General features: G+C 51.7%; 27 protein-coding genes. 18 read left to right on the forward strand and 9 right to left on the reverse strand.

Annotated elements, in window-relative coordinates; all coding sequences use genetic code 11:
* Positions 1-151 precede the first annotated feature (151 nt).
* The 4 genes from ccoG to ccoS are packed head-to-tail and all read left to right on the forward strand — an operon-like array spanning position 152 to position 4,379.
* Positions 152-1,585 carry a cytochrome c oxidase accessory protein CcoG gene (ccoG, locus tag HRQ87_RS15160; protein WP_217430470.1) on the forward strand — a complete coding sequence of 478 codons (1,434 nt, stop codon included), beginning with the start codon at positions 152-154 and terminating at the stop codon, positions 1,583-1,585.
* Entirely contained in the window at positions 1,585-2,040 is a 456-nt protein-coding gene (locus tag HRQ87_RS15165) for a FixH family protein (RefSeq protein WP_174139287.1), read from the forward strand. Before ccoG ends, HRQ87_RS15165 begins: the two co-directional genes overlap by 1 nt.
* A 4-nt stretch (positions 2,041-2,044) precedes the next feature.
* On the forward strand, positions 2,045-4,219 hold the full coding sequence (locus HRQ87_RS15170; protein ID WP_174139288.1) for a heavy metal translocating P-type ATPase: 2,175 nt from the start codon (positions 2,045-2,047) through the stop codon (positions 4,217-4,219).
* 1 nt (position 4,220) lies between these two features.
* On the forward strand, positions 4,221-4,379 hold the full coding sequence (gene ccoS, locus HRQ87_RS15175) for a cbb3-type cytochrome oxidase assembly protein CcoS (protein ID WP_174139289.1): 159 nt from the start codon (positions 4,221-4,223) through the stop codon (positions 4,377-4,379).
* 45 nt (positions 4,380-4,424) lie between these two features.
* On the opposite strand, the gene HRQ87_RS15180 is transcribed toward ccoS, so the two are convergent.
* Entirely contained in the window at positions 4,425-5,000 is a 576-nt protein-coding gene (locus HRQ87_RS15180; protein WP_174139290.1) for a histidine phosphatase family protein, read from the reverse strand.
* Positions 4,997-5,521 carry a bifunctional adenosylcobinamide kinase/adenosylcobinamide-phosphate guanylyltransferase gene (gene cobU, locus HRQ87_RS15185; RefSeq protein ID WP_174139291.1) on the reverse strand — a complete coding sequence of 175 codons (525 nt, stop codon included), beginning with the start codon at positions 5,519-5,521 and terminating at the stop codon, positions 4,997-4,999. Before cobU ends, HRQ87_RS15180 begins: the two co-directional genes overlap by 4 nt.
* 99 nt (positions 5,522-5,620) lie before the next feature.
* On the opposite strand from cobU, the gene HRQ87_RS15190 reads away from it, so the two are divergent.
* From HRQ87_RS15190 to HRQ87_RS15220, 7 genes are all read left to right on the forward strand, one after another.
* Positions 5,621-6,499: an RNA polymerase factor sigma-32 gene (locus HRQ87_RS15190; protein ID WP_174139292.1), complete on the forward strand. Its 879-nt coding sequence runs from the start codon at positions 5,621-5,623 to the stop codon at positions 6,497-6,499.
* A gap of 20 nt (positions 6,500-6,519) precedes the next feature.
* Positions 6,520-7,293, forward strand: a complete 774-nt coding sequence (locus HRQ87_RS15195; RefSeq protein ID WP_343035325.1) for a ChaN family lipoprotein — start codon at positions 6,520-6,522, stop codon at positions 7,291-7,293.
* A 58-nt stretch (positions 7,294-7,351) separates the two neighbouring features.
* On the forward strand, positions 7,352-8,551 hold the full coding sequence (gene coaBC / locus HRQ87_RS15200; RefSeq protein ID WP_174139293.1) for a bifunctional phosphopantothenoylcysteine decarboxylase/phosphopantothenate--cysteine ligase CoaBC: 1,200 nt from the start codon (positions 7,352-7,354) through the stop codon (positions 8,549-8,551).
* Positions 8,548-9,018, forward strand: coding sequence for a dUTP diphosphatase (gene dut / locus HRQ87_RS15205; RefSeq protein WP_174139294.1), 471 nt, complete (start codon positions 8,548-8,550; stop codon positions 9,016-9,018). Before coaBC ends, dut begins: the two co-directional genes overlap by 4 nt.
* On the forward strand, positions 9,015-10,052 hold the full coding sequence (locus HRQ87_RS15210; RefSeq protein ID WP_174139295.1) for a HesA/MoeB/ThiF family protein: 1,038 nt from the start codon (positions 9,015-9,017) through the stop codon (positions 10,050-10,052). Before dut ends, HRQ87_RS15210 begins: the two co-directional genes overlap by 4 nt.
* A 175-nt stretch (positions 10,053-10,227) precedes the next feature.
* Entirely contained in the window at positions 10,228-11,013 is a 786-nt protein-coding gene (locus HRQ87_RS15215; RefSeq protein WP_174139296.1) for a transporter substrate-binding domain-containing protein, read from the forward strand.
* Positions 11,014-11,043: 30 nt separating this feature from the next.
* Positions 11,044-11,835: an amino acid ABC transporter permease gene (locus tag HRQ87_RS15220; RefSeq protein WP_174139297.1), complete on the forward strand. Its 792-nt coding sequence runs from the start codon at positions 11,044-11,046 to the stop codon at positions 11,833-11,835.
* A gap of 42 nt (positions 11,836-11,877) precedes the next feature.
* Here HRQ87_RS15220 and HRQ87_RS15225 read toward each other — a convergent pair whose 3' ends face one another.
* On the reverse strand, positions 11,878-12,186 hold the full coding sequence (locus HRQ87_RS15225) for a hypothetical protein (RefSeq protein WP_174139298.1): 309 nt from the start codon (positions 12,184-12,186) through the stop codon (positions 11,878-11,880).
* A 128-nt stretch (positions 12,187-12,314) separates the two neighbouring features.
* On the opposite strand from HRQ87_RS15225, the gene HRQ87_RS15230 reads away from it, so the two are divergent.
* On the forward strand, positions 12,315-14,342 hold the full coding sequence (locus HRQ87_RS15230) for a M3 family metallopeptidase (protein ID WP_174139299.1): 2,028 nt from the start codon (positions 12,315-12,317) through the stop codon (positions 14,340-14,342).
* On the opposite strand, the gene HRQ87_RS15235 is transcribed toward HRQ87_RS15230, so the two are convergent.
* Positions 14,339-15,037, reverse strand: a complete 699-nt coding sequence (locus HRQ87_RS15235; RefSeq protein WP_174139300.1) for a histidine utilization transcriptional repressor HutC — start codon at positions 15,035-15,037, stop codon at positions 14,339-14,341. The two genes, HRQ87_RS15230 and HRQ87_RS15235, sit on opposite strands and share 4 nt — an antisense overlap.
* Entirely contained in the window at positions 15,037-16,401 is a 1,365-nt protein-coding gene (locus HRQ87_RS15240) for a formimidoylglutamate deiminase (RefSeq protein ID WP_174139301.1), read from the reverse strand. Before HRQ87_RS15240 ends, HRQ87_RS15235 begins: the two co-directional genes overlap by 1 nt.
* A 77-nt stretch (positions 16,402-16,478) precedes the next feature.
* Between HRQ87_RS15240 and hutI the strand changes: the two genes are divergently transcribed.
* From hutI to hutU, 4 genes are read left to right on the forward strand one after another with little or no spacing between them, the layout of a single operon-like run.
* Positions 16,479-17,678 (forward strand): imidazolonepropionase, encoded by a 1,200-nt coding sequence (hutI, locus tag HRQ87_RS15245; RefSeq protein ID WP_174139302.1) that lies wholly within the window; start codon positions 16,479-16,481, stop codon positions 17,676-17,678.
* Complete coding sequence (gene hutH, locus HRQ87_RS15250) at positions 17,669-19,210, forward strand: histidine ammonia-lyase (protein ID WP_174139303.1); 1,542 nt, start codon at positions 17,669-17,671, stop codon at positions 19,208-19,210. The genes hutI and hutH overlap by 10 nt, the downstream gene beginning before the upstream one ends.
* Positions 19,207-20,004 (forward strand): N-formylglutamate deformylase, encoded by a 798-nt coding sequence (gene hutG / locus HRQ87_RS15255; protein ID WP_174139304.1) that lies wholly within the window; start codon positions 19,207-19,209, stop codon positions 20,002-20,004. The genes hutH and hutG overlap by 4 nt, the downstream gene beginning before the upstream one ends.
* Positions 20,001-21,677, forward strand: coding sequence for a urocanate hydratase (hutU, locus tag HRQ87_RS15260; RefSeq protein WP_174139305.1), 1,677 nt, complete (start codon positions 20,001-20,003; stop codon positions 21,675-21,677). The genes hutG and hutU overlap by 4 nt, the downstream gene beginning before the upstream one ends.
* Before the next feature lie 20 nt (positions 21,678-21,697).
* Here hutU and HRQ87_RS15265 read toward each other — a convergent pair whose 3' ends face one another.
* Complete coding sequence (locus HRQ87_RS15265) at positions 21,698-22,396, reverse strand: GntR family transcriptional regulator (protein ID WP_174139306.1); 699 nt, start codon at positions 22,394-22,396, stop codon at positions 21,698-21,700.
* A 134-nt stretch (positions 22,397-22,530) separates the two neighbouring features.
* Between HRQ87_RS15265 and HRQ87_RS15270 the strand changes: the two genes are divergently transcribed.
* Together HRQ87_RS15270 and HRQ87_RS15275 are read left to right on the forward strand one after the other, a co-directional pair.
* Positions 22,531-22,818, forward strand: a complete 288-nt coding sequence (locus HRQ87_RS15270; protein ID WP_174139307.1) for a UxaA family hydrolase — start codon at positions 22,531-22,533, stop codon at positions 22,816-22,818.
* A gap of 1 nt (position 22,819) precedes the next feature.
* A complete protein-coding gene (locus HRQ87_RS15275; RefSeq protein WP_174139308.1) occupies positions 22,820-24,001 on the forward strand; it encodes a UxaA family hydrolase in 1,182 nt (393 codons plus the stop codon).
* 44 nt (positions 24,002-24,045) lie between these two features.
* On the opposite strand, the gene HRQ87_RS15280 is transcribed toward HRQ87_RS15275, so the two are convergent.
* The 3 genes from HRQ87_RS15280 to HRQ87_RS15290 form a co-directional block, all read right to left on the reverse strand.
* Positions 24,046-24,705 carry a DUF937 domain-containing protein gene (locus HRQ87_RS15280; RefSeq protein ID WP_174139309.1) on the reverse strand — a complete coding sequence of 220 codons (660 nt, stop codon included), beginning with the start codon at positions 24,703-24,705 and terminating at the stop codon, positions 24,046-24,048.
* Positions 24,706-24,767: 62 nt separating this feature from the next.
* The gene (locus tag HRQ87_RS15285) at positions 24,768-25,718 is read right to left on the reverse strand and encodes a zinc-dependent alcohol dehydrogenase (protein WP_174139310.1); all 951 of its coding nucleotides are present in this window, start codon (positions 25,716-25,718) and stop codon (positions 24,768-24,770) included.
* Positions 25,715-26,461 (reverse strand): SDR family NAD(P)-dependent oxidoreductase, encoded by a 747-nt coding sequence (locus HRQ87_RS15290; RefSeq protein ID WP_174139311.1) that lies wholly within the window; start codon positions 26,459-26,461, stop codon positions 25,715-25,717. Before HRQ87_RS15290 ends, HRQ87_RS15285 begins: the two co-directional genes overlap by 4 nt.

Here is a 26,461-nt window from a genome sequence, read left to right on the forward strand (position 1 = left end):
AAGCGTCTTTGCACTAAGCCACGCCCGCCCTCAGAATAATCGAGACCCCATGTCGCAGCACAAATCGCGTGTTTTGATCTGCGTCAAAGTTTCGTCTTCCGCTCTCTGTCACTACACTTGTCAGCGTCGACTCATATAAAAGGTCCAAATTTTGTCCTCTGGCAGTGACACCCCACAGCTTTACGCTGCGCGTGAACCGATCTTTCCCCGCCGGGTCAAAGGTAAATTCCGCAATCTAAAATGGATCATCATGGCGGTGACGCTTGGTATTTACTACCTGACGCCATGGATCAGATGGGATCGCGGCGCCTATTTGCCAGATCAGGCGGTATTGGTTGATCTGGCGAACCGACGGTTTTTCTTTTTCATGATCGAAATCTGGCCCCATGAATTTTATTTCATAGCTGGGCTTTTGATCATGGCCGGGTTGGGCCTGTTTTTATTTACGTCAGCTTTGGGCCGAGTTTGGTGCGGTTATACCTGCCCGCAAACTGTTTGGACCGATCTTTTTATTCTGGTTGAACGCTGGATCGAAGGGGATCGCAACGCTAGGTTGCGTTTACATCGCCAGAAGAAGTGGGATTTTCGCAAATGGCGATTACGGATCACCAAATGGATCACATGGGTTTTAATCGCTGTCGCAACGGGTGGCGCCTGGGTATTCTATTTTGCTGATGCGCCGACTTTATTGGTTAATCTGGTCACTTTGAATGCCCATCCTGTCGCCTATACCACGATCGCTATTTTGACTGCGACAACCTTTGTGTTTGGGGGTTTGATGCGCGAACAGGTTTGTATTTATATGTGTCCGTGGCCGCGCATTCAGGCCGCAATGATGGACGAAGATACGATCACAGTGGGCTATCGTGATTGGCGTGGCGAACCCCGTGGCAAGCACCGCAAAGGCGAGGGGGCTGAAAATCTGGGTGACTGCATTGATTGCATGGCCTGTGTGAATGTCTGCCCCGTAGGCATTGATATACGCGACGGCCAGCAGATGGAATGTATCACATGCGCGCTTTGCATTGACGCCTGTGATGATGTGATGGAACGCATCGGCAAGCCGCGCGGTTTGGTCGATTATCTGTCGCTTGCAGACGAACAGGCTGAACGCGAGGGGCAGGCCGCAAAACCAATCTGGCGGCACGTTTTGCGGCCACGCACAATTCTTTATACATCGCTGTGGTCTATCGTTGGCATCGCGTTGGTTTTTGCCCTTTTCTTACGGTCCGAAATTGATATGACCGTCAGCCCAGTACGTAATCCAACCTTTGTAACCCTGTCTGATGGCACAATTCGAAATATCTATGACGTGCGGCTGCGCAATAAACATGGCGAAGCGCGCGAATTTCGTATGTCGCTTACATCCCCCGATGTGCTGCGCATTCAACTTGAAGGAACCGAGCGGTTGGTCGTGACAGTTCCACCTGACAGCACAACATTACAACGCGTTTACATATCCGCCAGACCGGGCAGCGCGCCGGTCGCATCCGACCGTACAGAGCTGCGGCTTTGGGTCGAAGATCTGGCCAGCACAGATCGAGCCTATCGCGACACAGTCTTTAATGGGAAAGGAACGCCCTAATGGAAAAAGAACTGACAGGCACCACTGTCTTTATCATAACTGCGTCCGCTTTTGGGGTAATCCTGCTGGTTAATCTTGCGCTTGCATTCAGTGCCGTGAAGACTTTTCCGGGGCTTGAGACCAAGAATTCCTATGTTGCCAGTCAGTCCTTTGATGAACGACGCACAGCGCAACTAGCCTTGGGATGGACTGTCGATGCAAGTGTTGAAGCTGATATTCTAGTTCTCAGCATCACTGATATAAATGGTGACCCCGTACGCGTGGCATCGCTTGATGCCACTTTAGGTCGCGCCACACACGTCAAAGATGATATCACACCTGCATTCGTGAACCGAAACGGGGTTTTCACGGCCCCGGTCAATCTTGCGCCTGGCAACTGGAATATCCGAATGCAGGCTGTCGCGGCTGATGGTACACGCTTTACCCAACGGATCGTTCTGGTGGTCGAAAGCTAAATCCATGACTGCGACGCTTCAATCTTCAACAATGGCATGTCCAGGATGCGCTGTGGGTGTTCAGGTTCATGAAGCACCGATTGAAGATACACGCGTTATGTTATCTTTGCCAACCATTCACTGTTCTGCCTGTATATCCAAAATTGAGTCTGCGCTGAACGCCATGCCGAACGTGCATGAAGCGCGCGTGAACCTGACCCTAAAGCGGGCAAGTATCGAAGCAGATCCCGATCTGACGGCGGCTGATCTGATCCCCGTTTTGAACGACCTGGGATTCGAAGCGCACGAATTGGACGCAGGCACGATCGCTGCGACTGAAACCGACAAGGCGGGTCGTGCCCTGCTGATGCGGTTGGCGGTTGCAGGCTTTGCGTCAATGAATGTCATGCTTTTGTCCGTTGCGGTCTGGTCAGGTGCCCAGGATGCGACCCGTGATATGTTTCACTGGATTTCCGCCGCGATCACACTGCCAACTATCGCCTTTTCTGCACAGCCTTTTTTCAAAAATGCATGGGCCGCGCTGCGCAACGGCGCGCTGAATATGGATGTGCCCATCACTTTGGCAATCCTGCTGGCTGCCGGGACATCGCTTTATGAAACTGCAAATTCAGGTCATCATGCTTATTTCGATGCAGCGTTGACCCTGACTTTTTTCCTGCTGGCTGGTCGTTATCTTGATCACCGCACTCGCGCCATTGCCAAATCAGCGGCTGAAGAACTGGTCGCGCTTGAAGTTCCACGAGCGATACGGATCGAAAGAGATAACGAGATTACCGTTCGCGTATCAGAACTGACCAAAGGCGACATGATAATGGTGCGGCCGGGTGGAAGAATGCCCGTAGACGGCGTTATTGTCAGTGGCACATCTGAAATCGACAGATCCTTCCTAACCGGTGAAACCCTGCCCCTGTTTGCAGGGCCAGACACGCATGTCAGCGCAGGCGAGGTGAACCTGACAGGCCCCTTGACCATTCGCGCAACTGCCGTTGGCGAAGACACATCCCTGCACCGCATGGCTGATCTGGTCGCTGTCGCTGAAAGCGGTCGGTCACGTTATACATCACTGGCTGACAAAGCCGCAAAACTCTATGCCCCAGGCGTTCATATTCTGTCAGCGCTTAGCTTTGCGGGGTGGTATTTGTTCACTTTTGATCTGCGTATGTCGATAAATATTGCCGCTGCCGTGCTGATTATCACCTGCCCCTGCGCATTGGGTCTGGCAGTGCCTGCGGTGACAACAGCCGCATCCGGGCGCCTATTTCGCAAAGGCATGTTGATCAAAAATGGCACCGCTTTGGAACGTTTGGCAAAAGTCGATACCGTTGTTTTCGACAAAACCGGCACGTTGACCCAAGGAGCACCGCAGCTGACAAATATTGGCGATCACAGTCGCCACGATCTGCAGGTTGCGTTGGCATTGGCCGAAACATCATCGCACCCATTGGCCATGGCGCTGACGCAAGCTGCCCGTGATGCGGGTATCAAACCTGCTGGTCTGCAGAATATTCACGAAGTACCCGGCTATGGCATCGAAGCGCGCTGGCAAAATCGAACTGTTCGCCTTGGTCGTGCCAGTTGGGTCGGCGCTGATGCAGGGGCTTCAACCTCAGCTCATTTATGGATCGAAGACGGCAATTCAGCCCAATTTATCTTTGTCGATAGATTACGCGATGGGGCACAATCTATCGTTAAGGCGCTGCAAGATAATGGTAAGACAGTGATCTTGATGTCGGGCGATGCGAATGTTGCAGTTGAAGATCTTGCCAATAGGCTAGGCATCAAAGATTGGATAGCCGAGGCACTGCCAGGTGATAAACTATCCCGTATCAATGATTTGATCGACAATAATGCACATGTGCTGATGGTCGGTGATGGATTGAACGATACGGCGGCGTTAACGGCAGCCACAGTGTCAATCTCGCCCGCATCGGCGTTGGATGCGGCGCGTGTGGCGTCGGATATCGTTCTTTTAGGCAAAAGCCTGGACCCGATATCAGATGCACTGATCACGGCCGATAAATCCGTAAGCCGGATCAAGGAAAATTTCCGGATCGCAACGCTTTATAACATAATCGCCGTTCCCATTGCCATTGCCGGGTTTGCAACGCCTTTGGCTGCTGCCTTGGCGATGTCACTGTCTTCGATTACAGTGTCGCTGAACGCATTAAGGTTGAAATGACATGAATGTGCTGATCTATTTGATCCCGGCTTCGCTTTTTTTGGGCGGCATTGGTCTGATTGCGTTTATCTATACCATGCGATCAAATCAGTATGACGACCCTGACGGTAACAGCCAACGCATCCTGAGTGATGAGTGGGATGACCACCCAAAGCCATAAGCATTTTATTCTGAAATAGAGTAACATAGCTGATAGTTTTGGGCTTTAAGGCAATATGTTGATTGTATCTACTGACCAATCCGCACCTGTCACCACCATTTCCGTCACCGAAAAGTTATCAATTCGATGTGAGAACGCCTCATAAGGAGTGATAGCCAATGCGCGTTGTACTTGGGTCAGGATCATTCCGAAATGCCCCACAATGATCAAATCATCATGTTTCTGTTCGACCAAGCTATCCACAGCGGCATCAACGCGCGCGGCTGTTTCGTGCCAACTTTCCCCGTTTGGCGGGCGAACATCACCGGGTTCATCCCAATAGGCGCGGATGTGTTCTGGCGTTTGCGCTTCTATCTCAGCGAATGTGCGCAGTTCCCAATCACCAAAGTGAATTTCACGCAATCTGCGATCGTGGGGTAAACGCCTGCGCTGCCCTTGAATGGCATCGGCCGTGGCAATAGCACGTTGCAAATCTGATGATATGACAACGCCGTTTGATGGCAGATAGTCTGACAAGCGATCAATCTGTGCCTGATCTGAAAGATCAGCCAGAAGGTCGCTCCAACCGACCATGGATTTGGCGTGGGTCGGACCATGACGTACCAGCCACAAGCGTGTCATGGCAAAGGACCTTTTAAAGCAAATGGCAAACCTGCAGTCACCATCACAACACTATCCGCTTTTTCAGCCAGTTTTTGATTTAACTGACCCTGTGCATCCCGAAATCTGCGGCCCAGTGGTGTTTCAGGCACAATGCCAGAGCCCACTTCGTTTGATACAACCACAACGGTGGCAGGGCAAACTTCCAATGCATGCAAAAGAACATCTTGTGCCTGTGCCAAATCGTTTTCAGCCAGCAAATGATTGCTAAGCCAAAGTGTGGCGCAATCCAGCAGTGCAACTTCGTCTTCTTTGACTTCGGACAAGGCGGCCACCATGTTCATCGGTTCTTCGACAGTTCGCCAACCCTGACCACGCATATCGCGATGACGATCCACTTTAATGCGCATTTCGTCATCCCAAACCTGTGCAGTCGCGATGTAAACCTTTGGCAAACTTGTGGCGATTATCAATCTTTCGGCAAAAGCTGATTTGCCTGAAGACGCCCCGCCTAGAACAAGTGTGAGTTTCGGCAATGACATTTTTCAAACTTTCTTTGATCCAAGCATTGTGACCCCGCGTAACACCTTATGTAATCCAAGCAAAGACCTGCAAAGTGGGTCTCAGACCGGGGGGTCAAAATGGCACTGGACGGATATTTCGATCAATCTCTTTCGCGTCGCGCAATGAAAGCAGAATTGCTGGATGCGGAAACAGAACTGAAGCTGGCTTATGCATGGCGGGATCAACGGGATGAAGCAGCGCTTCATCGACTGATTACAGCATATATGCGATTGGCAATTTCCATGGCGGCAAAATTCAAACGCTATGGCGCGCCGATGAACGATTTGATCCAGGAAGCTGGTCTTGGATTGATGAAAGCAGCTGATAAATTTGATCCTGATCGCGGTGTACGCTTTTCAACCTATGCGGTGTGGTGGATCAAAGCGTCTATTCAAGATTATGTCATGCGAAATTGGTCTATGGTACGGACCGGATCAACAAGTTCACAGAAATCTTTGTTTTTCAATATGCGCCGTGTCCAGGCCCGTCTGGAACGCGAAGCAGCCTCTGCTGGTGAAAACCTGGACAAGCATCAGATGCGCCAGATGATAGCAGTGGAAGTTGGCGTACCGTTGCATGACGTGGAAATGATGGAAGGTCGCTTGGCTGGATCTGACTATTCGTTGAATGCGACCCAATCGACCGATGACGAAGGTCGTGAATGGATCGAAGCCCTTGAAGATGATACTGAACAGGCCGCCGAAACCGTCGAAAACGAACATGACACTGAGACTTTACGAAACTGGCTGGTCAATGCCATGTCAAATCTGAATGATCGCGAACAATTCATCGTGCGCGAACGCAAACTGCGTGAGACCGCCCGTACGCTGGAAAGTCTTGGTAATGAATTGGGGCTTTCAAAAGAACGCGTTCGTCAGTTGGAAGCGGCTGCTTTTGGTAAAATGAGAAAAAGCCTGGAAGCTCAATCACATGAGGTGATGGAATTTCTAGGCTGATATCGGCCTTTACGGTCGGAGTGATTTTAACGAGTGTCGTTCGTGCCGACCAGATCGGCACGAACATTTTAAAAGATTTACCCAAAGCTGATATTTATATTCTTGGCGAAATTCACGACAATCCAACCCATCATGACAATCAAGCATTGGCGATTTCGAGAATTGCCCCACAAGCGATTGTGTTTGAAATGATTTCACCGGATCAGGCCAAGGCGATTGAAGACGTCGATAGAGGTGATCAAACTGCAATGGCTCGGGCGTTGCAGTGGGATGAAAGCGGATGGCCTGATTTTGCGATATACCATCCGATTTTCAAGGCAGCACCCAATGCGACGATCTTTGGTGCTGCGGTTGGGCGCGATGATCTAATTGCCGCCATGAAAAGCACCGCAGCAACAACATTTGGCAAAGATGCTGATGCCTTTCTTCTTGGCCCTTTGCCCCAAGATCAGCAGATGCAACGCGAAACACTGCAATTAGCCGCCCATTGCGATGCACTTCCGGCTGAAATGCTGCCCGGCATGGTCGAAGCCCAACGCCTGCGTGATGCGGTGTTGTCGCGCACAACACTTGAAGCACTTGATGAAACCGATGGCCCGGTGGTGGTGATCACGGGAAACGGTCATGCCCGAACCGATTGGGCAATGCCCGCTAAAATCAAATCCGCGCGGCCAACTGTCACTGTTTTGTCGATCGGTCAGCTTGAGACCACGCCTAACAGCACCCCGCCCTATGATCTATGGCTGATCACTGATCCAATAGATCGCCCGGATCCATGCGAACAGTTCCGCTAGACTTGCGCAAGGTGTCCGGCATGCCTAAACCTTGGACGGTTACTTAGGGGATCGCACGATGCTGGCTGGCAAACACATTCTTCTGATCATCGGCGGCGGTATCGCGGCATTTAAATCGCTGGATTTGATCCGACGTTTACGCGAACGCGGGGCAAAGATTACGCCGGTTCTGACCCGCGCGGGCGAAGAATTCGTAACACCGCTTAGTGTTTCAGCGCTGGCTGGGGAAAAGATTTATCGTGATCTGTTCGATCTAACGGATGAGGCTGAGATGGGCCATATTGAACTGTCCCGAGCAGCCGATTTGGTCGTTGTTGCCCCAGCCACCGCTGATCTGATGGCGAAAATGGCGGGCGGAATTGCGAATGATCTCGCCTCAACTGTGCTGATGGCAACCGACAAGCGTGTGTTGATCGCGCCCGCAATGAATGTACGCATGTGGGATCATCCTGCAACGCAGCGCAATCTGGTAACACTTCATAGCGACGGCATACGGATGGTGGGCCCAAACAAAGGCGATATGGCCTGTGGGGAATATGGCCCCGGCCGCATGTCTGAGCCCTTGGAAATCGTGGCAGCGATTGAAACTACATTGGGTAAAGGGCCGCTGACCGGCAAACATATTCTTGTGACCTCTGGTCCGACCCATGAACCTATCGATCCGGTACGTTATATCGCCAATAGATCATCCGGCGCGCAAGGCACTGCGATTGCACGCGCGCTTCTGGATCTGGGGGCAAGCGTGACCTTTGTCACCGGTCCCGCCGATACACCACCCCCGAAAGAGGCACAGGTGATCCGCGTTCAGACCGCACAACAGATGTATGATGCCACACTAAACGGCCTGCCCGCTGACGCTGCCATATTTGCAGCCGCCGTCGCTGATTGGCGTGTCACTGATGTCAGCGATAATAAGATCAAGAAAGATGGATCAGGCGCACTGCCCGTTCTGAATTTTGCCGAAAATCCCGACATTTTGGCTGAAGTTTCAAAACTAACTAAAAATCGGCCCAGACTGGTCATTGGCTTTGCCGCCGAAACTGACAACGTGCTTGAAAATGCGACGGCCAAACGCCATCGCAAAGGATGCGACTGGATCATCGCCAATGATATCAGGCCCGATACTGGCATCATGGGCGGGGCAGAAAACGATGTTACACTGATCACTGATCAAGGGCCCGAAGATTGGCCGCGTATGGATAAAACCGCCGTCGCCCGGCAACTGGCCGACCGTATCGCGCAGGTGCTAAACGCATGAGCCATCCGGTTATTCGATATCTTTGGACCGCTGACGCTGACCAGACCGTTCCGCTGCCCAAATATGAAACCTCAAGTGCAGCCGGGGCGGACATACGCGCCAATCTACCTGGCGATCAACGCGGTTCAGGCATCACACTGGCAACAGGTGTCCGCACCCTGATCCCAACTGGCCTGCATATCGAAATCCCTCCTGGATATGAAGTGCAGATCAGGCCGCGATCAGGCCTTGCGCTGAAGTACGGGATTACACTTCCCAATGCACCCGGCACAATTGACAGTGACTATCGCGGACCGCTTGGCATCATTGTGATGAACTTGGGCGATCAGCCGTTTGTCATCGCACATGGCGACCGCATAGCACAGATGGTCATTGCACCGGTTGTACAAGCACAATTCGTCGCCACTGACCATTTGTCAGATACGGACCGTGGCCAAGGCGGCTTTGGCTCTACAGGGCGCGTATGATTTTCGTTTTCATCATGGCTGGCGTCTTGTGGGGTATGGGCGCATTAATGAAAACACCGCATCAGGCCCGCTGGATCATGATCGGGCTGCTGTTCACTGCAGTCATGGCATTGCAAGTGGTACTGCCTGATGGGCACCCAATCCGACAAGGCACTGGTGGATCCCCTGCAATGTGGTTGCTTTTGGGGGCGCTTACCGGGCTGATTTTACTTTATCGCAAGGGTCTGATGTGGATCCGCGCCCGCACCAATCCCGTTAGCGCAGATCCACCACCAAAAACTGAACTATTCGCCAAAGTTGAACTGGAACGCTATGCCCGCCATATCGTGTTGCGCGAAATCGGCGGATTGGGCCAGAAACAGCTGAAAGAAGCCAAAGTGCTAGTCATCGGCGCCGGTGGGCTGGGCGCGCCCGCGCTGATGTATCTGTCGGCGGCGGGCATCGGCACCATCGGCGTGATCGACGACGACACGGTCGAAAACACCAACCTGCAACGCCAGATTATCCACCGAGACGCAGGGATAGGCATGCCCAAGGTCTTTTCGGCCGAGGTCGCGATGAAGGCCCAGAACCCCTTTACCAATGTTCGCCCCTATAATCGCCGCCTCACAAAAGACATCGCCCAAGACCTGATCGCAGACTATGACATCGTGCTGGACGGCACCGACAACTTCGACACCCGGTGTCTGGTCAACCGAACCTGCGTCGCGCTTGGCAAACCCCTGATCGGCGCCGCGCTGACTCAATGGGAAGGCCAGATCAGCACCTATAATGCCACCGTCGGCCCTTGCTATCAGTGCATTTTCCCCAAGGCACCCGACCCCAGCCTAGCGCCTTCTTGTGCCGAGGCCGGCGTGCTTGGCCCCCTGCCCGGTGTTCTTGGCACGATGATGGCGGTTGAGACGATCAAGGAAATCACCGGTGCGGGCGAAGGGCTAACCGGCCAGATGCTGATCTATGATGCGCTTTATGCGGACACCCGAAAGATTAAACTGAAAAAGCAACCTGACTGCCCAGTGTGTGGCAAGACGTAACTAACCGCGTAGGGTTCATGAGCAATATCAGAATAGGCCAATCATACTTGGGCGACGTGCCACATTTCTGCGCATCGTGCCGTTTGAAACTGCTACAGATCGCCAAACTATGTCTGACAACCTTGTAGCTCGCGCCAACCACGTCATAATTAGTCAACGAACAGGAGGGACCTGAATGAAACTGTTTACCACACTGACCGTAGCCCTTGCGACTTTTGCCAGTTTTGCCTTGGCTGATCTACCCGATCTTCAGGGACGAGAGGTCGTGATTGTAACCGAAAACGCCTATCCGCCACTACAATTCATTGATCCGGCAACAGGCAGTGCGGTCGGTTGGGAATACGATGCCATGGTTGAAATCGCCAAGCGGCTGAACATGACGATCACCTATGAAAACATCAGTTGGGATGCCATGATCCCCGCCGTAAGTCAGGGCCAGTTTGATCTGGGCATGACGGGCATCACTATCCGCGATGACCGGGCAGAAAAAGTCGATTTTTCAGACCCTTATATGCGATCTGAAATGATCATGCTGGTGCGTGGTGACGAAGACCGTTTTACAGATGCTACCAGCTTTGCGGCTGATAATAATCTGTTGATGGCTGCTCAACCCGGGACAACACCATTCTATGTTGGTGTCTATGATGTTTTGGATGGCGACGAGGCCAACCCACGTATCAAACTATTTGAAACCTTTGGTGCAGGTGTTCAAGCGTTACGCACAGGTGATGTTGATATGGTGCTGACAGATGGCACCGCAGGCGAAGGATATGTAAACGCCAGCGATGGCGCACTGAAAATCGTTGGCGACAAATTGGGGACTGAAGATTTTGGTTTTATCTTCCCCAAGGGATCAGATCTGGTTGCGCCCATCAACGCCGCCATAGCGGACATCAAGGCCGACGGCACCATAGATGCGCTGAACAAGAAATGGTTTCTGGACTATAAAGTTGGCGGCTAAACTCAGAAAAGCCCTCGGCATGGGGGCTTTATGACCCCGACACCCCCACAGGATAAGGATTTCCCATACTGGCTGATCGTGGCAGGTGCGATCGGGGCTTATTTCCTGTTTCGGATCATCGCGGATGACCTATATTTTCAGGTTTTAACGACCTTGTCTCGCGGTATCTGGATCACGATCTTTGTCACGCTGGCAGGGTTTGCTTTGGCGTCCGCCATTGGCCTTTTACTGGCCATGGCATCCCTGTCACGCTTTATCGTATTGCGCCAGATTGCACGGTTTTACATCGAAATCATTCGTGGTGTGCCGATCATCGTCTTGCTGCTTTATGTGGCCTTTGTACTGGCGCCAGGTCTTGTTGCAGGATGGAACTGGGTCGCCGAAGGTTTGGGGCTTGATCCGATCCGCACCCGCGATTTCACCATGTTGTGGCGGGCGATTGTGGCACTGGTCATCGGCTATTCCGCCTTTATCGCCGAGGTTTTTCGCGCAGGTTTACTGTCTGTAGATCCAGGCCAAATCGAAGCGTCGAAAGCCCTTGGCCTGAAACCATGGCACCGCTTTCGGCACATTGTTTTTCCCCAAGCCATCCGCACAATCATGCCACCGCTTGGAAATGACTTCATCGCAATGATCAAGGATTCCAGCCTGGTATCGGTCTTGGGCGTACTAGACGTCACACAACTCGGCAAAGTCACTGCGGCTGGCAATTTTCGCTACTTTGAGACCTATAACGTCGTCGCGCTGGTTTATCTGTTCATGACGGTGACGCTGTCCATCCTGCTGCGTAAGCTTGAACGGTATTTAAGGCAGAAACACTGAAACGAAGTCTATTTTCTACGGCGAATTCATCGTCATAGAAATCTAAACGGATATCAAAAGCGTACCAAATAAAAGCAAACCAAAAACGCAGGATGTCGCTAGCATAATATATGATCCAACATAGAGTTCAGCTGTGAATACGGTCAAAAAGCACAGCATCCAAACCACAATGATTGCGGTCGGGATCTCAATTTCTGCGGAAAAATATAAAATATTGATCATAGCAACCGCAGCACCACCAAAGGCGATTGTTCGTGTTATATTACGCCATATTGGATGTCTTGGGTTCTTTTCGGTTCCATAAATGCATACGACGATACGCCCAATAATAAGTTCCAGAATTTCTGTCACGATTATGCTTTCATTTGATCATATTTTTTAAATTCAGTTTTTGTCTTAGACATTATTTAGGAACATCTTCGCCAGATGCACTAGAAGTCACAGCGCTGGCGCCCTAAGTTTGTGGAAAGGAGATTTCTATGACGAACCCGCTGCTGATCGACTGGACGACGCCTTTTGAAATTCCGCCTTTTGACCAGATCCAGGACAGTCACTTTCAGCCTGCCTTTGATATAACTTTGGCGGATGCGCGGGCCAAAGTGGATGAAATCGCCAAGAATCCCGAACCGCCAACATTCAAGAACACGGTTGAGGCGCTGGAACTTGCAGATAAAAAATTGGGCGATGTACTGTCGGTTTTTTATACCCTTGCAGGCACAGACAGCAATCCGGCACGCGAAGAACTGCAAAGGGTATTTTCGCCAGAGCTTGCGAAATACGGCTCGGATGTATCACTGAACGCGGATCTTTTTGCCCGGATCGAAACCTTATGGGCAACATGCGATAATCTGGGACTGACCGATGAACAGCACCGGGTTTTGGACTTAAAGCGCCGTAACTTCGTGCGTGCAGGGGCCGCTTTGGCGGGTGCGGATCGGGAAAGATTGAAAGAGATCACGCAACGCCTTGCCGTTCTTGGTACGCAGTTTGGGCAAAATCTGTTGGCGGACGAACGTGATTGGTTCATGGAGCTTGGCCCCGAAGACATGGTAGGCTTACCAGATTTTCTGATACAGGCTGCCACAGCTACAGGTACGGATATGGGTAAAGATAGAGCTGTTATTACCCTTTCCAGATCGCTGATCGTGCCGTTTTTACAATTCTCATCACGGCGGGATTTGCGTGAAGCGGCCTATGATGCTTGGACATCGCGGGGGGCTATGGGCGGCGAAACCGATAACCGCGCGCTGACAACCGAAATGTTGGAACTGCGGGCTGAAATGGCGCAATTGTTGGGATACGATAATTTTGCGGCATACAAGCTAGAAACCGAAATGGCAGGTACCGCTGATCGCGTTCGTGAATTGCTGATGCAGGTTTGGGATCCTGCACGCGCCGCCGCAAATGCAGATGCCTGGGTTTTGGAAAAGATGATGCAGGCCGACGGGGTCAATGGCGACCTTGAACCATGGGATTGGCGTTACTATTCCGAAAAACGCCGCAAGGCCGACCATGATCTGGACGAAGCAGAGCTGAAACCATACTTGCAACTGGACCGCATGATCGAAGCCGCTTTTACATGTTCCAGCCGTCTGTTTAATCTAGATTTCGAACCACTTGATCTACCGCTGTATCACCCCGATTGTCGCGCATGGGAAGTCACACGCAACGGCGAACATATCGCGGTTTTCATTGGTGATTATTTCGCCCGAGCTGGCAAAAGATCAGGCGCATGGTGTTCCGCCCTGCGCGCGCAACAACGGATGCAAAAAGATATTCGCCCGATTGTGATGAATGTTTGTAACTTTGCCAAGCCACCGGCCGATAAACCTGCGCTGTTATCCTATGATGATGCGCGTACGCTGTTTCATGAATTTGGCCATGCGCTGCATCAAATGCTTAGCGATGTGACGTATGAGATGATTTCAGGCACGTCGGTCCCACGCGATTTTGTTGAACTGCCCAGTCAGCTTTATGAACACTGGCTTGAGGTGCCAGACGTATTAGCCGAATTTGCTGTACATGCTGAAACCGGTGATCCAATGCCGCAGGACATGCTAAAGCGCCTGCTTGCTGCATCGAACTATGATATGGGCTTTCAGACAGTTGAGTATGTTGCATCCGCCCTTGTGGATCTGGAATTTCACGATGGCCCAGCACCCGCAGACACGATGGAAAAGCAAGTGCAAGTTCTTGAACAGATCGGAATGCCAAACGCCATTCGCATGCGTCACGCTACCCCACATTTTGCGCATGTCTTTTCTGGCGGATATTATGCGTCAAGCTATTACAGTTATATGTGGTCCGAGGTCATGGACGCCGATGCCTTTGCCGCCTTTCAGGAAGCGGGCAGTGCATTTGACCCAGAAACGGCGAAAAAGCTGGAAGAACACATTCTGTCCAAAGGCAATTCAGTAGACTCGGCTGATCTTTACATCGCATTCCGTGGGCGTTTGCCTGGGGTCGAAGCTTTGCTGAAAGGTCGCGGATTGAACACTGCAGCCTAAAGCGTTGTCTTCATTTTATGGCCCGGAGCATAAGACAGGCATACGGTCGTGATGACGATATCATGGTCCCATGTGGTGCGGTGCATTTCAAATAATGCATCCCCCGGCTGCGCTGCAAGCAATTCGCTTTTATGTGCGTCTGCAGCCACTGCGGAAAATGTAATATCACCATGCGTATAAGGCGCATGGGACAGAAGCCATTCATTTGCACTGATGATGCTGAAATCTATACTGTTGGCACCACTAACAGAGTTTTGATTGATCCATCGATCTTCAATAACATAAGGCGCGTTATCTGCCATATGTACGGCTTTCACGTGCAACAGTTTTGTATTTGCAGCTAGATGCATCGCCAACTGTATCTGCATCTGCGGAACCGCTAATTTCTGTTGCAGCAGAACATAGCCGTACGTCTGTCCCCTTTGTTCGATTTCGTGCCGGATCACGGGAATATCCAGAATTGCTTTGCTGATCGGGTGCAAGGCCACGCGTGTTCCTGCTTTTCGGCGTCGGTCCAGCACGCCGTTTTCTGCAAGCGTTCGCAAGGCACGATTCACTGTTGCCCGCGCACAGCCAAATTCAGCAGCCAGATCAGTCTCGTTCGGGATCAGATCACCTGGGGCCCAATCACGGGCATGGATGCGACGCAATACTTCGTCGTGGACCGCCTGCCAACTGTTGAGAGTTTCTTGCATCAGAACATGGCCCTTAGCTGTTTTACGGCATCCACATAATGTCGCGTGATCTGATCTTGTTTGATATGTCGACCTTTTTGAACCAAATGCCGCCCCGCAGACCAGACATCGCGAACCATTTCATTACCACCACAGAATATGAACGCATCCAGAATTTTGTCGCCCCGACAACCCACCAAATCTGGGTGATCGTTGTCCAGCGCAAGCAAATCGGCCCAGTTTCCCGCTGCGATTGCCCCTGTCTTTCGCCCAGCCGCACAAGTCCCACCAGCGCAAACCGCATCAAATATCCGACGGCCTGTCGATTGCTTTTGCGTGGCCATAACTGCGCGTGTTCCATCGCGCAACCGTTGCGAATATTCCAAAGTTCGAAGTTCTTCAGCCAGAGAAATACGAATATTACTGTCCGATCCCACAGCAATTTTGCCTGCATTTGCAAACCATCCCACAGCGTCGAAGATGCCATCGCCCAGACTGGATTCGGTAATGGCGCACAAGCCTGCAATCGCGCCTGTTCTGGCAAGACCCTTGGTTTCATGCGGTAACAGTTGTGTACAATGAATCATACACCAGCGTTCATTCACATCAAGATTTTCCAGCACCCATTCCACCGGACGACAGCCCAATATATGGCGCACCTCGTCAACTTCAGCCTTTTGTTCGGCCAAATGCATGTGGATTGGGCCACCGTTCGCAAGACTGGAAAAAGCATCAAACTGACCGGCATTGACTGCGCGCAGACTATGAGGGGCGACACCAAACATGGCATCGCCAGGTAGCTGCAAAAGTGATTTTTGTACCAGATCACATAGTTTGCCAAACTGGTCCGGATTGTTCCCAAAGCGTCGTTGCCCCTCCGCCAAGGGTCGTCCATCGCAGCCGCCAAATTGGTAATGCACGGGCAAAAGCGTCAACCCAATACCTGATTGATCTGCCGCCGCGATGATGCGTTCTGACATTTCGGCCAAGTTATCATACGGCATGCCATCGGGTTGATGGTGCAGATAGTGAAATTCAACATTCGTGGCATATCCGGCCTGAAGCATCTGCATCTGCACAAAGGCCGAAACTGCCTGCACCTGATCGGGCGTTAACTGATCCAGAAATCGAAACATCAGTTTGCGCCAGCTCCAAAAACTGTCATTTGGATCAGAGCCGCGGTGTTCAGTCAAACCTGCCATTGATCGCTGAAATGCATGAGAATGCGCATTGACCGGTGCAGGCATCAGGATGTCGACACATTGCCCTGATGGGTCGATCCCCGATTGCACGCTGTCGATCTTTCCATCGTCAAATATGCTGACCATCACATCCTGGGACCACCCGGTCGGCAACAACGCCTGTTTCGCCCAAATGACAGCCATGGTGTTTCCTGTCTTGACAGAATATTATGTGCAGACAAAATACATATATATTTATACTTAACAAGATCGGTCAGATAATGCTGCTTCTGAATTGCGCAATCGCCACGATGATGCCAACACCGGCTTATGGCTTGATCGAAGACGGCTGTATCGTAATTAACGGTGATATAATTCAATGGGTTGGCCCTAAGTCTGATCTGCCCAAAGACATCAGCCAACAGGACGCGCAGGATATGCAGGGTCGGCTGATCACACCTGCGCTGATTGATTGTCATACACATATTGTCCACGGCGGTTATCGCGCAACGGAATTTGAAATGCGCCTGAACGGGGCCAGCTATGAACAAATCGCGCGTGCTGGTGGTGGCATTATTTCAACCGTGACCGACACGCGGGCGGCAACCGAAACGGATCTTTTACAAAGTGCATTAACTCGGGTGGATGCATTGATTGCCGAAGGAGTCACAATTATTGAGGTCAAATCCGGCTATGGTTTGGACATCGATACCGAACTAAAAATGCTGCGCGTTGCACGATCTATCGAACAGCATCGAAACGTTCGGATCAAAACCAGCTTTCTGGGGGCACATGCGGTCCCACCGGAATATGCCAGTTGCCCCAACGACTATGTCACACAAGTCTGCATCCCAGCACTTGAAGCCGCCGCCCAGCTAGGTCTGATTGATGCTGTGGATGGCTTTTGTGAAAGCATTGCCTTTACCCCCGACCAGATCGCGCAGGTTTTCACACGGGCCAAAGATTTGCACCTGCCTGTAAAACTTCATGCCGAGCAATTATCGCAAACAGGTGGCACGCAACTGGCCGCAAAATTTGGTGCGCTGTCCGTTGATCACGTGGAATATGCGTCAGCGAATGATGCCAAGGTCCTGTCAAAAAGCGGTACAGTTGCTGTGCTTTTGCCGGGTGCCTTTTATACATTACAGGAAACAAGAAAGCCGCCCGTTTACGCCTTTCGCAAGCACAGTGTCCCGATGGCCCTTGCGACAGACTGCAATCCCGGATCGTCGCCGCTGTCATCTATACTGCTGGCACTAAATATGGGGTGCATTTTTTTCGGATTGACGCCCGAAGAAGCCCTGGCAGGTATAACACGGCATGCCGCCCGTGCGTTGGGTCTGAACGACTGCGGGATTATCGACGCCGGAATGCGTGCTGATCTGGCCATATGGGATGTGTCCCATCCCTCAGAGTTAGCATATCGGATTGGCTTTAACCCTTTGCATAAACGCATATTCGGGGGTCAGCTATGCCACTAAAATTGATCCCCGGCGCAACAAAGCTAACCACACTAGAAAGAATTTGGTGCGCATCCGACAACTTTGTCTTGGACGAAGATGCCAAAGCTAAAATTGATGCAGCTCACGCACTGGTCCAATTGGCCAGCCAAGGAAATACTGCAATTTACGGGGTCAACACAGGTTTTGGAAAGCTGGCCTGCGTAAAGATCGCAAGCGCCGATACGGCCCAATTGCAACGTAACCTGATCTTGTCGCATTGCTGTGGCGTTGGCGACGCACTGGATGGTCAAACAACACGTCTTATGATGGCTTTAAAGCTGTTGTCGCTTGGCCGTGGCGCATCAGGTGTAGCGTGGGCCACAGTCAAACTGATTGAAGATATGCTGAATGCCGGTGTCATGCCCGTTGTCCCCGATCAGGGGTCTGTTGGTGCGTCAGGTGATCTGGCCCCGCTTGCCCATATGGCTGCAGTCATGATCGGCGAAGGAGAGGCTGTTTTTGAAGGTCGAAAATTAACTGGGGCAGACGCCTTGATGGCCGCCGGTCTAAGCCCAATCATCTTGGGGCCAAAAGAAGGGCTGGCGTTGATTAATGGCACGCAGTTTTCGACCGCTTGCGCGCTGACGGGGCTTTTTAATGCCTGGCAGAACGTGCAAGCCGCCATTGTCACTTGCAGTCTTTCAACGGATGCGATCATGGGCTCGACCGCGCCTTTGGTGGACGCCATTCACACATTACGCGGCCACGCAGGACAAATCGCTGTCGCACGGGCGCAGCGGGCATTGATGGAAGGTTCAGAAATCCGTGAAAGCCACCGCGATGGCGATACCCGCGTCCAAGATCCGTATTGTATCAGATGTCAGGCGCAAGTGACGGGGGCCGCCATGGATTTACTTTGGTTTGCAGGTCGCACGCTTGAGATCGAAGCAAATGCCGTCACTGATAATCCGTTGGTTCTGCTGGACGAAGGCCGCATCGTTTCAGGCGGCAATTTTCATGCCGAACCCATAGGTTTTGCGGCTGACCAGATCGCGCTGGCCATTACCGAAATCGGGGCGATTGCACAACGGCGTGTGGCCTTGATGGTTGATCCAACACTTAGCTTTGATCTGCCCCCATTTCTGACGCCTGAACCAGGGATGAATTCCGGCCTGATGATCGCAGAGGTCACAACTGCCGCCCTGATGAGTGAAAACAAGCATCTTGCCAATCCATGCAGCACAGACAGCACACCGACATCCGCCAATCAGGAAGATCACGTCAGCATGGCCGCCCACGCGGCACGCCGACTTGAACGTATGAACCGCAATCTGAATACAATCCTTGGTGTCGAAGCGATGTGTGCAGCGCAAGGGATCGAATTCCGCGCACCTCTAAAAACCAGCACCGCCTTGCAGGATGTCCTGACTCGTCTGCGCAAAAATGTCCCAACAATTTGCAAAGATCGCTATTTAGCTCATGACATAAAAACAATATCACAAATGATCGCAAACGGCAGTTTGATCCACGGCTTGGACCTACCAACCTATTCCGGTGGAACAGGCCGATGAAACCCGTCGAAGTGATCTGCGGCGATGTCCCCATCGTTTTGGGTCTGCCGCATACGGGCACGCATATCCCGCCCGCCATTTTTGCACAGCTGAATGATATCGGGCAAGAAAAGGCCGATACAGATTGGCATATTGATCGTCTTTATGATGGTGTCTTGCCCAATGCGACAACCGTGCGGGCAACATTTCATCGCTATGTCATCGACGCCAATCGCGACCCGGATGGCATCAGTCTGTATCCCGGCCAAAACACAACGCAGCTAGTTCCTTTGACTGATTTCGACGGTCGGGATATCTGGCAAGTACCACCCTCTGAACATGATATGGCACAGCGATGTGTGGATTATCATACGACTTATCATGCGGCGCTTCGTGCAGAATTGGATCGTGTGTACCAGCTACACGGTATGGTAATCTTGTTTGATTGCCATTCGATCCGGTCGTATATCCCGTATTTGTTTCAAGGCATTCTGCCGGATTTCAACATTGGAACCAACGACGGCACGACCTGTCATCCGATGATGCAACATATGGTCGAACAGATCACAATGGCGTCCGATTACACAAGTGTCAGCAACGGTCGCTTCAAGGGCGGCTGGACAACCCGCCATTATGGTCAGCCTAACAAAGGTCGGCATGCGATTCAGTTGGAACTGGCCCAATCGACATATCTGACCCAAGAAAACCCACCCTGGACCTATGACCCAACAAAGGCTGACCGGTTGCGAAATCACCTGGCTGATATCTTGACCACTTTGACAGACATTGCCCCAAAACTGAAAGGCGCGTCATGACCCATTCTCGCCACAACATCCGCGATATCTATCCGCCCACCGGATCCAAGCTGACGGCTAAAAGCTGGCTGACCGAAGCGCCACTAAGGATGTTGATGAACAACCTGCACCCCGATGTTGCTGAAAACCCGCATGAATTGGTCGTCTATGGCGGGATTGGACGTGCCGCGCGCAGTTGGGAAGATTTCGACATGATCGTTGCTACGCTGACAGATCTTGAAAATGATCAAACCCTTTTGGTTCAATCGGGCAAACCTGTCGGCGTCTTCCGCACCCATAAAGATGCGCCGCGCGTTTTAATTGCCAATTCAAATCTGGTGCCCCATTGGGCGACGTGGGATCATTTCAACGAATTGGATAAAATGGGTCTGGCGATGTATGGTCAAATGACCGCCGGATCCTGGATTTACATCGGAACGCAAGGCATTGTTCAGGGCACCTATGAAACTTTCATGGAGGCCGGGCGGCAGCATTATAACGGTAATTTGCAAGGTCGTTGGATACTGACCGCTGGTCTGGGCGGCATGGGCGGCGCACAACCACTGGCGGCGGTAATGGCTGGGGCCTGCTGTCTGGCGGTCGAATGTGATGAAACGCGCGCAGATTTCAGGCTTCGTACCAAATACGTAGATGAAAGAACACAGTCGCTGGATGATGCCCTGGCGATGATTGAACACTGGACGAAAACAGGTAACGCAAAATCTGTGGCCTTGATCGGCAATGCAGCCGATGTCTTTCCCGAACTGGTTAAACGCGGTGTACGGCCGGATATCGTAACCGACCAAACCTCGGCACATGATCCGATTCACGGATATCTGCCACAAGGCTGGAGCGTCGCAAAATGGCGTGTGGAACAAGAAACGAACCCCAAAACCGTTGAGATGGCAGCACGGGCATCCATGAAAACACATGTCGCGGCTATGGTTGATTTTTGGAATGCTGGGGTACCGACGCTGGATTATGGAAATAACATTCGCCAAGTGGCTTTGGACGAAGGTTTGGAAAATGCATTCGCTTTTCCCGGCTTCGTTCCTGCCTATATCCGCCCTTTGTTTTGCCGCGGGATTGGTCCCTTTCGCTGGTGTGCCCTGTCAGGTGATCCGGAAGATATCTATAAAACCGACACAAAAGTGAAAGAGCTTGTTGATGATCCCAATTTGCATAACTGGCTTGACATGGCCAAAGAACGAATTGCGTTTCAAGGGTTGCCCGCGCGCATTTGCTGGGTCGGTCTGGGCGTGCGTGATAAACTGGGGTTGGCATTCAATGAAATGGTGCGCACCGGCGAACTTTCCGCACCCATCGTGATTGGTCGGGACCATCTGGACAGTGGGTCCGTCGCATCCCCCAATCGCGAAACTGAAGCGATGAAAGACGGATCAGACGCGGTATCAGATTGGCCATTGCTGAACGCCCTTTTGAACACGGCATCAGGCGCCACCTGGGTATCGTTGCATCACGGCGGCGGTGTTGGCATGGGATTTTCACAGCATTCGGGCATGGTGATCTGCTGCGACGGATCTAAAGATGCAGATCGGCGTATTCGCAATGTTCTTTGGAACGATCCCGCGACAGGTGTGATGCGACATGCCGATGCGGGCTATGATATCGCATTGGATTGCGCACGCGCACAGGGTCTTAATCTGCCGGGCATTCTAAAAAACCAAAACTAAACAGCGCCTAAAAACAGATGCTATCGTAAAGTAATCGCATAATGCAGATTGTCCGTCGCATAGCGGCTTTTGCGCAGCTCGACCACGCGGCCCTGAATATCACGGGCGACTCTGTCAACGGCTAGCATGGGTGTGCCCATTTTCAACTCAAGCTCAACCGCCTCCTGTGCACCTGCGGCATATGGCGTTAAACTTTCGTCGGCCTCAATCACTGCCACACCATATACACGCTGGTAAAATGGATAAAGGGCGTTGGCCAATGTGCCACGTTCATCAAGCCCCGGGAAAAGCGGCACGGGCAATATGATTGTTTCATGGGCGCGTCTTTTGCCGTTGATCAACCTGATCCGCGTAATTTCAAAAACATCCACAGGTACGCCGAACAAAATAGATGCCTCGGCCTGGGTTGCGGTTCGCCGGATAATCTGTTCGCTGTCTGGTTGCGGGACGATCTGATTACCGTCAGCATCACGTAGCCGAAAGAAGTGGTACAGTGATTTTTCATCTGTGCTTTGTGCAACAAATGTACCACGACCTTGTTTACGTTCAAGAATCCCACGTTGTTCAAGTTCGCTTAATGCTTTGCGCGCGGTTCCCTGACTTGCCCCGTATTCTTCACCAATTTCGGTTTCACTTGGCAGCATGAACCCGGGAGGTAAAGCGCCAGATACAATTCTTTCGATCAGATCATCTGCGATTTTTCGGTAAAGGGGCGTCATGCATGGCCTTTGCTTGTCTGATCGACCCTATGACTGCTTGTTTTTGCAATCAAGATATATCTTAAGTCTTGTATAAGACTAATTATATATGTTATGCGATCAGATAATTCTGAAATCACTAAGGGGAGAGGAAAGTGAGCGCACCACAGCTACTTGTTCATGACCAAAAAGATAATGTCGGCGTTGTTGTCGTGGAGGGCCTGAAGGCCGGCACGGATATGCTGTGTGTTGTTACGCATGATAATTCGGATTTTCGTCTAACAGCCAAGGCTGACATCCCAATTGGTCACAAGGTTGCCCTGAAAGATCTTAGTGCGGGTGACACTGTCTATAAATACGGCGAAGACATCGGGCTGATGAAGGGTGACGCGGCCAAAGGCGCACATGTGCATACCCACAATTGCAAAACGAAAAGGTGGTAACATGGCATTAGATTTTTCAAATCAAACCGTAAATGCATGGCGTCGCGAAAATGGCCGTGTTGGTGTGCGCAATCATGTGGTGATCCTGCCTGTTGATGACATCTCGAATGCGGCATGTGAGGCGGTGGCCAACAATGTAAAAGGCACTATGGCTATCCCGCATGCATATGGACGTCTGCAATTTGGTGAAGATCTGGAGCTTCATTTCCGTACGATGATCGGCACAGGCGCGAATCCAAATGTCGCCGCCGTTGTGGTCATTGGGATCGAACCCGAATGGACCAAGGTTATCGCTGACGGAATTCGGGAAACCGGAAAGCCAGTTGCCGAATTTTCAATCGAACAAAACGGTGATTTTGAAACCATTCGCGCCGCAAGCTGGAAAGCAAAAGAATACGTTCACTGGGCAACAGAACTTCAGAAAGACGTTTGCCAATTGTCCGAACTTTGGGTGTCCACAAAATGCGGTGAAAGCGATACAACGACCGGTCTTTCATCCTGCCCAACGGTTGGAAATATGTATGACAAGCTATTGCCACACGGGCTTTATGGCTGCTTTGGCGAAACATCCGAGATTACCGGCGCTGAACATATCTGCAAAGCGCGCGCGGCAACACCGGAAGCGGGCAAAAAATTCATGCAGATTTTTGAAGCCTATCAGAACGATGTCATATTCGCCCACCAGACCGATGATCTTAGTGACAGCCAACCGACCAAAGGTAACATCCTTGGCGGTTTGACCACTATCGAAGAAAAAGCGCTTGGTAATCTGGAAAAGATCGGGCGCACGTCGACCTATATTGATGCCATGGGCCCTGCAGAAGCCCCGCAGAAAGGGCCGGGGCTGTATTATATGGATACATCTTCGGCAGCAGCGGAATGCGTGACGCTTATGGCCGCGGCAGGATATGTCATTCATACATTTCCGACAGGTCAGGGCAATGTTGTGGGCAATCCGATTGTTCCAGTAATCAAGATATCAGGCAACCCACGCACACTGCGTACGATGTCCGAACATATTGATGTCGATGTAACCGGCATTCTAACACGGGAAATGACGATCGACGAGGCGGGCGATAGTCTGATCGAAATGATCAAACGCACAGCAAACGGTCGCGCAACAGCAGCAGAAGCCTTGGGCCATGTTGAATTTTCGATGACCAAGCTTTACAGATCTGCCTAATTATAAGTAGTGTTGGCCGTAGATTTTACGGCCAACTTACCATTTTATTTCAATAACTTACCGATCACATCATTCAGCGGTGATCCATCCCCATCAGCGTCCAGCATCTGCAATAATGATCCAAGACCGCCCTGACCGGTGGACGAACCGGATCCCTTGCCGCCAAGCGCACCAAGCAGCCCTTGCATGGCGCTGCCACCCATGGATCCGCCCAGCAAATCAGCAAGACCCGATCCGGCGGTATCACCTGAACTTTGCACCCCTGCCATTGCTGTATCTATTTCGGCATCTGGGGCTTGTTTTTGCATACCACCCTGCAGCATTGCAGCAAGAGCGGGCAAAAGCTGTTGAACTTTGTCCGCAGGTGCACCAGCGTGTTCCGCAGCGGTGCGTGCCAGCTCTGGCGCGGCGTTGCGATCTCCAAAAATTTGCGTCAGAAAATTCTCGCCCTGCGTTTGACCATCCGACATACTGGCGGCCTGTGCATCATCAAAAAAAGCCGTGCCACTATCCCCTTTAAGCGCCCCAAGCACAGCACTTAATCCGCCCTCTTGTTGCGCGCGCTGTTTTAGCCCACCCGAAATGGCAGGTGCCAATTGTTCCGCGATTGATTGCGTTGTTTTTTCGTCCAAACCAAACGAACGCCCCAATTCCCCTAGACCTTTTCCATTTTGCGCTTGGCGCAGTAAATCCATTAATGACATTTTGATACCTCTATTTTTTTAATCAATATAATGATACTAGCATAAAAAAGATATATTTGTCGCTAGGGACGAAGCAGGACTTTAGCCGCAGCTATTTGACCCTTTGACAGTTTATCAAACAGACCCGGGCCATCGGCCAAGTCATGAATATCGATCAGCCCGTCTGTTGGAAGTTGCCCATCGAAAATGGCAGATGCCGTTTCCTGAAAATCTGTGCGAGTATAGGTATAGGTGCCAAAAAACGTAATTTCTTGCAACGTCGCACGACGTGCGTCAAGGCCGCCTTCGGCGCTGCCCAGACCAATATGTGCAATGACGCCGCCAGGGTAAACCTGCGCAAATGCAGTGGCCCGGGTTTCCGCATGGCCAACCGCATCAATCACCAATTCTGCTGCAATCGGGGCATCGGTAAAACTAATGCCCGGCAAATGTGACACCCGCGCCCGCCGCATTGCATTAGGTTCAACCAGCGTAATGTCGGTGGCCCCAAAGGCCTGCAATGCCAAGGCAGCCCCAATGCCAATTGCACCGCCCCCCAAAACAAGACATTTGATCTGATCTATTGGGTGGAACAGCACTTTTTCTGCCAGACGCACCGCATGCCATCCACAAGCGAAAGGTTCCGCAAGTGCTGCTGCCGCAAGGGGTACGTTGTCCGGAACAACGATCAAATTGTCATCAGGTGCAACAATATATTCTGCAAAACCACCCGGTCTTGGTGGCATGGACAGAATTTGGCGGTCCGGGCAAAGATTATCACGCCCTTCACGGCAGGCAGGACATTTTCCACAGGTCACAAGCGGATTGATCGTTACCCTGCGGCCATCATCGGCAACGCCTGCGATTTCATGGCCCAAAACCAGCGGCGCAGGTCTGCGGGCATCATGCCCTGCCCACGCATGCATGTCCGATCCACATATCCCGCAATATTCCACTTTGATTGCAGCGCCATCCGGTCGCGGCACGTCCTGAATTTCAAGCTGCTTTGGCCCAGTATAAACAAGTGCTTTCATTTTGCCGTGAACCCGCCATCAATATAAAGAACCTGCCCTGTGACATACGCGCTGGCGTTTGAGCACAGAAAAATGGCAGGTCCCGTTAGATCATCAAGCCGACCATTGCGACCAATTGCTGTTTGCGATGCATTACGTGCGGCTTTTTCGGTATCCGCGAATACTGGGCCCGTCAGTTCTGTTGGAAAAAAACCCGGTGCAATTGCATTTGTGGTGATCCCTTGGTGCGACCAGGCTTCGGCCATGGCGCGGGTCAGTTGCGCAACGCCGCCTTTAGATGCGCCATAGGCCATCGAATTCGGAAACGCCCGTTGTGACTGAAGCGACGCAAAGTTGATGATACGCCCCCAACCATTCATCCCCGACAAAAGCGCGCGTGCCAGAAAGAAAGGGACCGACAGGTTCAGATGCAAGGTCAGATCCCAGCTGTCTTTGGTAATATCACCAGCAGGTTCACGCAGATTAACCCCTGCTGCGTTCAAAATAATCTGCGGCGGGCCAAAGGGGGCCGCGATCTGTTCGGCCAAGTTGTCCCAGTCAGAAATATTGGCAAGGTCCACCGAAAGCGGCGCAGCTGCGCATTCATCTGACAACGCTTGCAGTGGTTCGGCCCTGCGCGCAATGGCAACAACTTTTGCATCGGCTTTTGACAATGCGCGCGCCAGGTGCTGACCGATACCAGAAGACGCACCTGTAACGACAGCCACACGGCCTTTAAGCGAGAACAGATCAAGTGGCGTCAT

Source organism: Parasulfitobacter algicola (genome assembly GCF_013315265.1).
In the GTDB taxonomy this organism is placed as follows: Bacteria; Pseudomonadota; Alphaproteobacteria; order Rhodobacterales; family Rhodobacteraceae; genus Parasulfitobacter; species Parasulfitobacter algicola.

Bases quoted from the DNA above. Each gene is read 5' to 3' on its own strand.
- cobU (WP_174139291.1), bottom strand. From the start codon at position 5,521: ATGTCATTGCCGAAACTCACACTTGTTCTAGGCGGGGCGTCTTCAGGC.
- HRQ87_RS15230 (WP_174139299.1), top strand. From the start codon at position 12,315: ATGACGAACCCGCTGCTGATCGACTGGACGACGCCTTTTGAAATTCCG.
- hutG (WP_174139304.1), top strand. From the start codon at position 19,207: ATGAAACCCGTCGAAGTGATCTGCGGCGATGTCCCCATCGTTTTGGGT.
- coaBC (WP_174139293.1), top strand. From the start codon at position 7,352: ATGCTGGCTGGCAAACACATTCTTCTGATCATCGGCGGCGGTATCGCG.
- HRQ87_RS15290 (WP_174139311.1), bottom strand. From the start codon at position 26,461: ATGACGCCACTTGATCTGTTCTCGCTTAAAGGCCGTGTGGCTGTCGTT.
- HRQ87_RS15220 (WP_174139297.1), top strand. From the start codon at position 11,044: ATGACCCCGACACCCCCACAGGATAAGGATTTCCCATACTGGCTGATC.
- hutI (WP_174139302.1), top strand. From the start codon at position 16,479: ATGCTGCTTCTGAATTGCGCAATCGCCACGATGATGCCAACACCGGCT.
- HRQ87_RS15180 (WP_174139290.1), bottom strand. From the start codon at position 5,000: ATGACACGCTTGTGGCTGGTACGTCATGGTCCGACCCACGCCAAATCC.
- dut (WP_174139294.1), top strand. From the start codon at position 8,548: ATGAGCCATCCGGTTATTCGATATCTTTGGACCGCTGACGCTGACCAG.
- HRQ87_RS15240 (WP_174139301.1), bottom strand. From the start codon at position 16,401: ATGGCTGTCATTTGGGCGAAACAGGCGTTGTTGCCGACCGGGTGGTCC.
- HRQ87_RS15275 (WP_174139308.1), top strand. From the start codon at position 22,820: ATGGCATTAGATTTTTCAAATCAAACCGTAAATGCATGGCGTCGCGAA.
- HRQ87_RS15235 (WP_174139300.1), bottom strand. From the start codon at position 15,037: ATGCAAGAAACTCTCAACAGTTGGCAGGCGGTCCACGACGAAGTATTG.
- HRQ87_RS15165 (WP_174139287.1), top strand. From the start codon at position 1,585: ATGGAAAAAGAACTGACAGGCACCACTGTCTTTATCATAACTGCGTCC.
- HRQ87_RS15285 (WP_174139310.1), bottom strand. From the start codon at position 25,718: ATGAAAGCACTTGTTTATACTGGGCCAAAGCAGCTTGAAATTCAGGAC.
- HRQ87_RS15170 (WP_174139288.1), top strand. From the start codon at position 2,045: ATGACTGCGACGCTTCAATCTTCAACAATGGCATGTCCAGGATGCGCT.
- HRQ87_RS15265 (WP_174139306.1), bottom strand. From the start codon at position 22,396: ATGACGCCCCTTTACCGAAAAATCGCAGATGATCTGATCGAAAGAATT.
- HRQ87_RS15280 (WP_174139309.1), bottom strand. From the start codon at position 24,705: ATGTCATTAATGGATTTACTGCGCCAAGCGCAAAATGGAAAAGGTCTA.
- HRQ87_RS15215 (WP_174139296.1), top strand. From the start codon at position 10,228: ATGAAACTGTTTACCACACTGACCGTAGCCCTTGCGACTTTTGCCAGT.
- ccoS (WP_174139289.1), top strand. From the start codon at position 4,221: ATGAATGTGCTGATCTATTTGATCCCGGCTTCGCTTTTTTTGGGCGGC.
- hutH (WP_174139303.1), top strand. From the start codon at position 17,669: ATGCCACTAAAATTGATCCCCGGCGCAACAAAGCTAACCACACTAGAA.
- hutU (WP_174139305.1), top strand. From the start codon at position 20,001: ATGACCCATTCTCGCCACAACATCCGCGATATCTATCCGCCCACCGGA.
- HRQ87_RS15190 (WP_174139292.1), top strand. From the start codon at position 5,621: ATGGCACTGGACGGATATTTCGATCAATCTCTTTCGCGTCGCGCAATG.
- HRQ87_RS15210 (WP_174139295.1), top strand. From the start codon at position 9,015: ATGATTTTCGTTTTCATCATGGCTGGCGTCTTGTGGGGTATGGGCGCA.